Here is a 9,395-nt window from a genome sequence, read left to right on the forward strand (position 1 = left end):
TTAGTCGCCATTTGTCCAAAATCCTTGAACCAAGAATTCAGGAGTAAGTCAGTCGCAGATTAAAAATTTGAAGCGATTTTCTTGCTCCTAATTGTTAATAGTTTGGAACTTTTTTTTAGAATGCTTATATTTACAGTATAAGCATAAGGGATAATTGAATGATTTTTGAGGTGACCTATTCGGTGACCTAACATAACCAGAATTTATAAATAGCTGATTTAGAGAATACAAGAGTTTCGCGATTGTTCCCTCCCTCTCCGCAAAATAAAACCGAACCCAAAAGTTCGGTTTTTTTATGCTTAGTTGAATCATGTAACTAATTGATAACTAATGATAAAACCTAATGCTTAGGGGAAGAGATTTCTAAGCATAGATATATTGGAGCCTAAACAGGAAGAATGTAGTATCTCTAACGCCTCTTAAAGTAGCCCTGAAAGCTTTGATTTTAGCATTGAAGGATTCAGCCGAGGCATTGGTGCTCCTGTTGTAGAAGAAGTTTAGGATTGTTGTATCTTTCTAAGAAACTGCCTGCCTCCGGCAGGAGTGAAATGAGTTCCTCATCATACACCTGCTATCCCACTCTCAATTGATAAATCCATTTCACCGCAGTCGACAGAGTTACCACCGCCTGATGAAAAGAAAAGGCTGTACAAGCGAAGCATTTTAAATTACACTTTTGCGATGCATAGGCCATGACATTTCATCTGCCTTTCGCTTTTGGTGCTTAAGTGCTGAAAATTGGCTATGGTGTGGTCTGATTATAATTGCTGCTACAAGGAAGCTTTCTTATTGCACCTAAAATAATTGTAACCTTTTCATTAAAAAAATAATCCAATGATCAAAAACAACAATTAAAAATCATGGATAGCACAACAGTTTTGGGATTAATAGGCATAACCTTTTGCATTTGTATTTTTCTGGCCTGGTATTTCACGCATAAGGCAAAACATCAGGAAAGACTGCTGATGATTGAAAAAGGCATGAACCCTAATGAAGAATTAAATAAGGAGAGCGGAATAAAATCGACTATGTTTAAATTGGGAATTGTAATAATAGGCTTAGGCATTGGGCTGGCTATTATAGCAATACTTGTGGAACTTCACTCCCTGGGTAGATCAAATGCAACCCCAATGAGCATACTAGGAATTTGCGGTGGAGCAGCCTTAGTTATTGCCAACCGTTTATCTTCATCTAAAAAATAGTTTTCCATGGATGATGTTTACGTGGAAAAAGTTTGTCGGGGTGATACAGAATCCTTTAGGTATTTTCTAAAAAAGTATAAAGACATGGCTTTTTCGCTATGTGTCTCCATCCTGAAGGACGAGTTTCTAGCCGAAGAAGTTGTTCAGGAGTCATTTATAAAAGCTTTTCATGGCTTGAAGTCGTTCAATGCTAAATCAAGCTTTCGTACATGGTTCTATCGCATTGTTTTAAATGAGGCTTTTCAGCGGCTAAAAAAAAACAAAAGGGAATTTATAGAATTTCAACCCGGGTATAATGAGGAAATTGTGGATGAAAGCATGCTGTGGACCCTAGAACAAGATGAGCAAATACATCATATTAATGAAGCTTTAAAAATGCTTCCTGATAGGGAGAGCGTGGCCTTGAGACTTTTTTACCTGGAAGAAGAAAGCATAAAAGATGTGTGTGAAATTACCGGATGGAGCGAATCTAATACAAAGGTTATTTTGCATCGGGCGCGCAAAAACATGTTATCTGCATTAAAAAAAATAATAAAGTTAAATCATTAAATATTTTAATCATGTCAAATCTGCTTCCAAAAGATCAATCATTTTCTGAAATGATGAAGAAGAGTAAGCTTGCAATGCCTTTCAGCGACTTTGAAGAAAGAACCATAGCCCTGATATATAAAGAAAATGCTTTAAAAAGCTCTACATCAAAATATAAAAGACTTGCGATACTTTTTTTCATCATGGGTACGGGACTGGGATTTACGGTAACCTATTTTCTCTCATTGCCCAAGGCCAGTATTGCAGGCATTCCATCAGATACCATATTACTGGTATGCCGTGTAAGTTATATCCTGCTAATTCTTACCCAATTAAATGCTATTCTTAAGCTATTCTCAAAAGCTCGTGATTACCACATTACTTAACGCAAACCAGCGCTATTAATTAAACCCTGAAAAATCAACTACCTGGCGCAATTGCGTTTGGGGATGAATTGCTGTGCCCAATCCTAATCTATTTTACAACTATAATTATACTGAAATGAAAAAAATACTACTTATCCTGCTATTGCTTATTTGTGCAAAAACAGGCATCTGCCAACAGTTAATACTTACCGGCACTATTATCGGAGCAGCGAAGCACGACTCGGTGGAAGTGAATGAATCCTATGACGGAAACTACTGGAAAAAAAATTCAGTTTATTTAAAAACCGACAAAACTGGCAGCTTCCATATTTCTTTTCCTGACCATACAATCAAATTTATAATGCTGATTTATAAAGAAAACAAACAATGGTTGTTACTAAGCCCGGGTAGGCCATTACAGGTTAACATTAATATCAATAAGCCTGGGAAATTCAGCTTTTCTGGAAAAGCTAAACCGGAAAATGATTTAATGCAAAAACTAAAATTGGAAGATGAGCGTAATCTTTCATTTATAAAGGAATTAAGATCAAAGAACTCTTATGCAAATTGGTCGGTAGATTCTGTCATCAGCATAAAGCTTCCTATAATAAGACATAGTCTTGATAGTACCCAGCGTTTAGTTCATGGGGCAATACTGCCGCCTATTCTAAAAAAAGCAATTGCTACTGAGGTAAACTATTTTTATGCTAATGCGATATCGCTGAATTTAGGCGGATTGCTCAACAACTATAAAAACCGCATTAGTTATAATACTCATTTCATAGATACGGTTTTGTCAAATTTTAAAGTACCCACCAAAGATGAACTGAACACAAGTATAAGTGCTAATTCGTATTTAGATCCATGCTTCAGGTTTAAATTATGGAAAACCGTTTATGATTATCGTACGGAAAAAAATAAAGATCGTGCTGATAGTATATTTATAGCCAATACAGGAGTAAGTTATAAGGATCTGGAAAATGATCCGGACAGAACCAATGAGATGTATCTTTTTTCGACGCGTATGAAACTGATGTTGCCACAATATGCCTGGGAGAAACATCTAACTAATTTGCTGTTTAACTATTGTATGTCGGGGCAATTACAGTGTGGTACTAAATTATTATATTTCATCAGGGCCAATTGTATTGACAGCCAATACAAACAGGCATCAGAAAGAATGTTTCTCCCTTTAAAGGGCGCAAGGGAACAATATGCAGACAACCTAAATATAAAGATCAGACCGGATTACAAAAACATATCTTCATTAAAAAGCCTTTTGGCTCCATATAAAGGGAAGATAGTTCTTATAGACATGTGGGGAACATGGTGCCCGCATTGCATAGAAGATATGGTTTTTGAACCAGCGTTAAAAGATCGACTAAAAGGAAAGGATATTGTGTTTCTATATATCGCAATGAATGAGGATAAAGATGATGAGGTGTGGCGGGATTTTATTTTTATCAACAACCTTACCGGTGAACATGTGCGCCGAACACCCGGCCAAATCGGAGCTTTATGGAATGAGCTTGGGATTCCTGACAGTCAACAGGCTTATCCGCACTATTTTATTATTGATAGATCAGGAACAGTAATAGTCAATAACGCCAAACGACCTAGTGACGGGGAAGCTTTATACCGGCAATTACAAGCAGCGTATTGAGCGATGCGGAATATTATCCTATATAATGGGTTGTTTAAGCATCTTTAATCCTATTATTAAAACGATCAACTACCTCCTGAAGCGAAAGAAGCGCTCCAGGAGGTAGTTTTTTGTTTGAATAAGCAACCGGTTCTACCGGACACCTACTTTACTACTTTACAGCAGCAGCTTTAGGAAACCAAACGGTCATTTCGCCGGTGCCACGATTGGCCCACGAGTAATACGGAATAGCCGTTAAAGTTGCCGGCCGTGCGGCAGCATCTGTACTGTCTTTCTTAAGTATGGCACCTCTTAAAACCGTTACGCCGTTCAACAAGTCCTTTTGATATAACGGAGAAAAAACAGCATTATCCGGGATGATGATGTTGCTTACGCTGCCAGCATTATCTTTCCATTCGGCGGCATACATAATTGGGCCGCGCTGCAGGGCAACTTTGTCCTTATCCTCTTTCAATACCGGGTTTGCAATTACTTTCTTCACCTCCATGGGCAGGTTTAACGCCAGGCGGTCGCCTTTTTTCCATTCCCGTGAGATTACTGCATAGCCGTTCTCCATACTATATTTTATCGGCTTGCCGTTTAGTTTCAGTTCATATTTACCCTGGGAACTATTCTCAAAGGCGTAGATATCTGATGGAATAGCCACGGAGCGGCTCCACCCCGGTATGCGTACCAGCATTTTAAACTTTACCGGGGCAGCCATATCCAAATTAAACGTCAGCTGGCCGTTCCATGGATAATTGTTTACCTGGGTAATAGCAACATCTTTGTTACCAATTTTTAAAGCTGCCTTACCGGCAATAAAAAGGTTGATATATAGGCTATCTTGCTTTTGCGCATACACATAACCCGGCAACGAAGGCAGGAAACGGGCTATATTTGTTGGGCAGCAGGAGCATTCAAACCAACCCGACCGCCCCGCCTCCAGCGCCGAGTGCGTAAAACCATTAGTTACCTGCATGGCATTGGTATAAAAAAATGTTTTCCCGTCGAGCCCAACCCCCGATATAAGGCCGTTGTAAAGCACTTTTTCCAGCAGATCAATATACTTAGCGTCTCCATGCAATAAAAACATAGGTTGGTTCCAGTAAACCTGGCCAATGGCTGCGCAGGTTTCGTTGTAGGCTGTTGCGTTGGGCAGCTCATAATCGCCGCCAAAACGTTCGCCGTTGGGCACAGCACCTATGCCACCCTGCACATATATTTTTTTGCCAACCATATTATTCCAAATTTCGTCTATAGCGGCAATGTAGCGCTTGTCGCCGGTAAGGGCGGCAACATCAGCTATGCCCGAGTAAAGGTACATGGCGCGTACGGCGTGTCCTTCGGCATCGGTCTGGTCGGTCACCGGCTTATCGTCCTGCCAGTACATTCCATTCTTCCATTCGTCCGGGTTGCTTTTATCATAAGCACGCCTGCCCCGCTCGTCAATAAAAAACTTAGCCAGGTCCAGGTATTCTTTTTTACCCGTAATGCGTTATAAACGTACCAGGCCCATTTCTACAATTTCGTGGCCGGGTGCTACATGCCTTTTACCCGGCCCAAATGTTTGAACCAACAGGTCGGCATTCTTCAAGGCGATGTTCAGGAAATTCCTTTTTCCGGTTGCCAAAAAGTGTGCGGCAGCGGCTTCAAACATGTGCCCCGAATTATATAGTTCATGGCTCAATTCATTCTCCAGTACCCAGCGTTCCTTACCCGACCACTCGTGCGGATTCAACGGATCAATGGTGCGGGCAGTATAAAGATAGCCATCCGGCTCTTGAGCTTTGCCCACAATCGTTATCATCGAATCTACATAAGCCATTAGCTTAGGGTCGGGATGCACGGCCAGCGCATAGGAAGCGCCTTCTACCGTTTTGTAGATGTCGGTATCGTCAAAAGGAAACTTCGTGCAGAATTTCCCGCTTTGAGCAGCAGCCATTTCAAAGTTCTTTACCAATTTTACTGCGATTTCTTTTGTAGGCAAATCTTCTTCATAATGCAAGCGAAAAATATTTTGCCCTTTATCCGGAAGACTATTTACCAGGGTTTCGTAAAAATTGAGTAATTCTTTTCCAAGTAGATTTTCATCTGGTTTTGAATGGCCGGAGGGCATATTGTCCAACACGTCGAAAAACGGCATGTGATTAGCTCGCTTCTCCAGTTGCTTAAAAACCTTATTTCTTATTGCCACGTTGAGGTAAGCAGGCAAATTCAGGATATTCAACGCTTCGCGCTTTTCCCAAAGGTGTACAAATACTTCCTGAACAATGTCTTTGGCAATGTCTGAGTCTTGCACCCGCTTAAATGCATCTGCATAAGCCTTTTCCCAATACTTATTAAAAAGCACATTAAAGAATGCTCGCACCCACCGCGTATTTGTCCCAACAATTCATCATCGGTTGGCTGTTCCAATTCAGCTGCAAGGATACTGCGCGTATTAAGGCTTGTCATTTAGAAAAATGCTAAAAAGTCTAGAAATGATTGCTCATCTGAAGAATCATTTTGAACCTGGAAAAAAGTTTATAATTGCACGGTAGGCCGTGTTGGTTTTAATGCACTAATCTAAATGTAATTTTTTAATTACAATCCAAAATAAAAAATAATTGTATAATACACACTCATTACCAAACGAGAAAATTAGTTGAGAACCCAATTTTTCTTTCGATGAGGCTTTGGGGCTTTAAAAAATAATACGCCAAGGAGAAGACGGGTTACTTGCGCGACTTTATTTTTTGTCGCACAAACCATTATGCTTGTTTTATAAGCATTGGCGATAAACAGAACAATTATGCTGATGACCTATCCGGTCACCTAAAGATCAAGCTATTCCAGGAAACTCCACCAAATTATTCACGAAATCGCACCTTCAGGTAACCTATTGGCTTACTTGTGCGCCATCAAGGGCAATACACAGTTTATAAGTAGCTGTTAAAAAGTTTTTGTAGAGAACGAAAACTTTAAACATCGCCGACAATTATGCTGCTCTGCAAACGAATACTTAAAAACGCCGGCGCACCGTGTATATGAAGTGTATCAGGAAATAATTTAAAGAAATTACAATTGACAGCAGGACCCGTTGTCGCAAAAAAACATCGTACAGCTTCCGGGCAGCGAAATATAGCTCGAGTCGGAAAGAAGGCAAAGGCAGTACTTTTCACTTCAACATTGCAAAAGGCAACACATAAGAAATTAAAATAAACAAAATGAAACAACACCACGTAAACGACAATTGGCATCGCCAATTGTCTAATTTAGAAAAAATTCTAAAAATAAGAATTTGGTAAAATGTCAAAATATTGATTTACAGATACTTAAATTATGGCACTGCACTTGTATTGCAGGTTGAAAGAAAAAACCAAACATCATGAATAATAAAACCTTACTCTTACTTTTATTGCTGGCGGCAAGTTTCACTGCTTGCAAAAAAAACAGCGCAATTAACGGGCCTGATACGCCGCCTATAATTGTGACGCCAACCGACAGCACAATTGCTCCGGCTAACTTTAACTTTAACACCACACGCGAGGTTACCATTGATGTAACGTTAGTGACTAACGACAACCAGCCTATTGCCGGCGTACCTGTAGATTTACTGCCGAATTCTACAACCGTTACCGACCCTCTTCTTACAGCAGTAACAGATGCAAACGGCAAGGTACATGCTACCTTAAACCTCCCTGCTTATGCAGATACAGTAATTATCGACCCCAAATATGTTGGCTTAATGCGCAACGCAAAGGCAGTTATCAGCGGCAATTCGGTAAATGCAACTATTGGCGGCGCCGGAGGCTATAGTGGCAGCATAGTAGCTACCAACTCGGTTGGCTTGTCTCCTGTAAGCAAGTTTGCATTAAACAGTATTCATGCACAGTCAAATACATCTTTCGTTTACATGGGCACTTACGACAATTCAGGTGTTCCAAAATACCTGGAAGCAACATCTGATGTAATAACTTCTGAACTTTTGAACTATGTAAATACATCCCTGCCCGAACAAAAAAGTGTTGCACAATTACACCCCACATATTTACAATCATCTGCAACGGCGGATCTTAACATTGTGAAAACAGCCGATGTGTGGATTACCTTCGTGAGTGAAGGAGCCGGCTATTTAAATACCTTGGGCTATTATACCTACCCAACCGGCAATGCGCCAAAGAGCGAAGCAGACATTACAAAGGTAACTTATATTTTCCCTAATGCATCTTTACCCGGTTCGGGCGGCAATTTACGCTCAGGAAGCAAGGTTAAATTAGGCAGGTTTGATGCAGGCACCTCGATAGGTTTCGTGTTATTGGCCAACGCCTGGAATGGTGGCAGCAAACTGGTTGACAGCAACGCTCCACGTTTTTACACCACAACCGCCTGCAACCCCGAAACTAAAGAGGAACTGAAGAAACACACTGTGCTATTGTATGCCCAAACTCAAAACTTATATCTTATTGGTATAGACGACCAGAACAGGCAAACCGGCGGTAGCGATAACGATTTTAACGACGCTCTTTTCTATGCTACATCTAACCCCGTTACCGCTATATCAAACACAAACGTAGAGGTTGTAGATTCACCAAAAGATAGCGATGGTGATGGTGTTACCGATGTTTTTGACCAATTCCCTACCGACCCTACAAGGGCGTACATCAGCTACTATCCATCTAAAACTACCTTTGGCACTGTAATGTTTGAAGACTTGTGGCCTGCCACAGGAGATTATGACCTGAATGATATGGTTGTTGGTTATCAATACAAAACCATCACAAATGCTAAAAACAACGTAGTAGAAATGTATGCCAATTATGCTGTAAAGGCATCAGGCGCATCATTCGTAAGCGGTTTTGGTGTTCAGTTTCCATTTAGCCCATCGCTGATTAAATCAGTTACCGGCCAAAAACTGATTGGCAACTATATCAACCAAAATGCCAACGGCACCGAAAGCAAACAAGCCAAAGCAGTTATCATACCATTTGATAACTACCAGGCCATCATAAAACGCCCTGGCGGATACTATATCAACACCCAAAATGATGCACCTGTAGCCAAAAGCGATACCGTTCACATTTTCATGAGCTTTAACAGCCCAATTTCGGCGAGCACTTTGGGTAATGCACCGTTCAACCCGTTCCTGATAAGCAATCAGCGCCGTGGTTACGAAGTTCATTTGCCAGATAATACACCAACCGATTTGGCCGATCTTAAACTTTTTGGCACCGCTCAGGATAATACCAACGCTGGCCTTGGCAGATATTACAAAAGCAAAAATGCCTGGCCTTACGCCTTGAATTTTGTAGAACCTTTTAACTACCCTACAGAAGGCAACGCTATAAGCAAAAGTTACAATTACTTTTTACAATGGACAAAATCTGGTGGCAGTTTGCACAAAGATTGGTACTTAAACTTACCGGGCTACCGTAACGACGGATTAGTCTATCAAAAATAATCTCACCCCCAATTAACGAAAGAGCCAGGCGAAAGCCTGGTTTTTTTGTTTAAGAAAACTACAGAACAGCCGAAAAGAGTTCGGACAGACTAAGTAGGGCCTGGTGAATATCGTATATATAATTGATTGTTAGTATATTATATAATAAATTCCTTTTAAAAGTGCAAAGGTTTTAGTATTTTAGGGTCATAATCCTTGCACTAATGATCAAGTAC

At 40.4% G+C, this 9,395-nt stretch carries 7 protein-coding genes and 1 pseudogene; 5 read left to right on the forward strand and 3 right to left on the reverse strand.

What is annotated here, in order from left to right:
• Window positions 1-363 precede the first annotated feature (363 nt).
• Window positions 364-504, reverse strand: a complete 141-nt coding sequence (locus tag E2R66_RS23645; RefSeq protein ID WP_449406735.1) for a transposase — start codon at window positions 502-504, stop codon at window positions 364-366.
• A gap of 356 nt (window positions 505-860) precedes the next feature.
• On the opposite strand from E2R66_RS23645, the gene E2R66_RS23650 reads away from it, so the two are divergent.
• The 4 genes from E2R66_RS23650 to E2R66_RS23665 all read left to right on the forward strand — a co-directional run bounded on the left by E2R66_RS23650 (window position 861) and on the right by E2R66_RS23665 (window position 3,758).
• Window positions 861-1,202: a DUF6249 domain-containing protein gene (locus E2R66_RS23650; RefSeq protein WP_133235579.1), complete on the forward strand. Its 342-nt coding sequence runs from the start codon at window positions 861-863 to the stop codon at window positions 1,200-1,202.
• 6 nt (window positions 1,203-1,208) lie between these two features.
• Window positions 1,209-1,751 (forward strand): RNA polymerase sigma factor, encoded by a 543-nt coding sequence (locus E2R66_RS23655; RefSeq protein ID WP_133235581.1) that lies wholly within the window; start codon window positions 1,209-1,211, stop codon window positions 1,749-1,751.
• 11 nt (window positions 1,752-1,762) lie between these two features.
• Window positions 1,763-2,116, forward strand: a complete 354-nt coding sequence (locus tag E2R66_RS23660) for a hypothetical protein (RefSeq protein ID WP_133235583.1) — start codon at window positions 1,763-1,765, stop codon at window positions 2,114-2,116.
• 115 nt (window positions 2,117-2,231) lie between these two features.
• Complete coding sequence (locus tag E2R66_RS23665) at window positions 2,232-3,758, forward strand: TlpA family protein disulfide reductase (protein ID WP_133235585.1); 1,527 nt, start codon at window positions 2,232-2,234, stop codon at window positions 3,756-3,758.
• A 151-nt stretch (window positions 3,759-3,909) separates the two neighbouring features.
• Here the strand turns inward: E2R66_RS23665 and E2R66_RS29330 are convergent, their stop codons facing one another.
• Together E2R66_RS29330 and E2R66_RS29035 are read right to left on the reverse strand one after the other, a co-directional pair.
• The gene (locus E2R66_RS29330; protein WP_394347204.1) at window positions 3,910-4,245 is read right to left on the reverse strand and encodes a hypothetical protein; all 336 of its coding nucleotides are present in this window, start codon (window positions 4,243-4,245) and stop codon (window positions 3,910-3,912) included.
• A 9-nt stretch (window positions 4,246-4,254) separates the two neighbouring features.
• Window positions 4,255-6,108: pseudogene (locus E2R66_RS29035) on the reverse strand (sigma-70 family RNA polymerase sigma factor); the annotation flags it as partial.
• Window positions 6,109-7,107: 999 nt separating this feature from the next.
• Between E2R66_RS29035 and E2R66_RS23680 the strand changes: the two are divergent.
• The gene (locus tag E2R66_RS23680) at window positions 7,108-9,180 is read left to right on the forward strand and encodes an LruC domain-containing protein (protein ID WP_133235591.1); all 2,073 of its coding nucleotides are present in this window, start codon (window positions 7,108-7,110) and stop codon (window positions 9,178-9,180) included.
• The last annotated feature ends 215 nt before the right edge of the window (window positions 9,181-9,395 follow it).

The sequence above is a fragment of the Mucilaginibacter psychrotolerans genome (assembly GCF_004519315.1).
Classification (GTDB): Bacteria; Bacteroidota; Bacteroidia; order Sphingobacteriales; family Sphingobacteriaceae; genus Mucilaginibacter; species Mucilaginibacter psychrotolerans.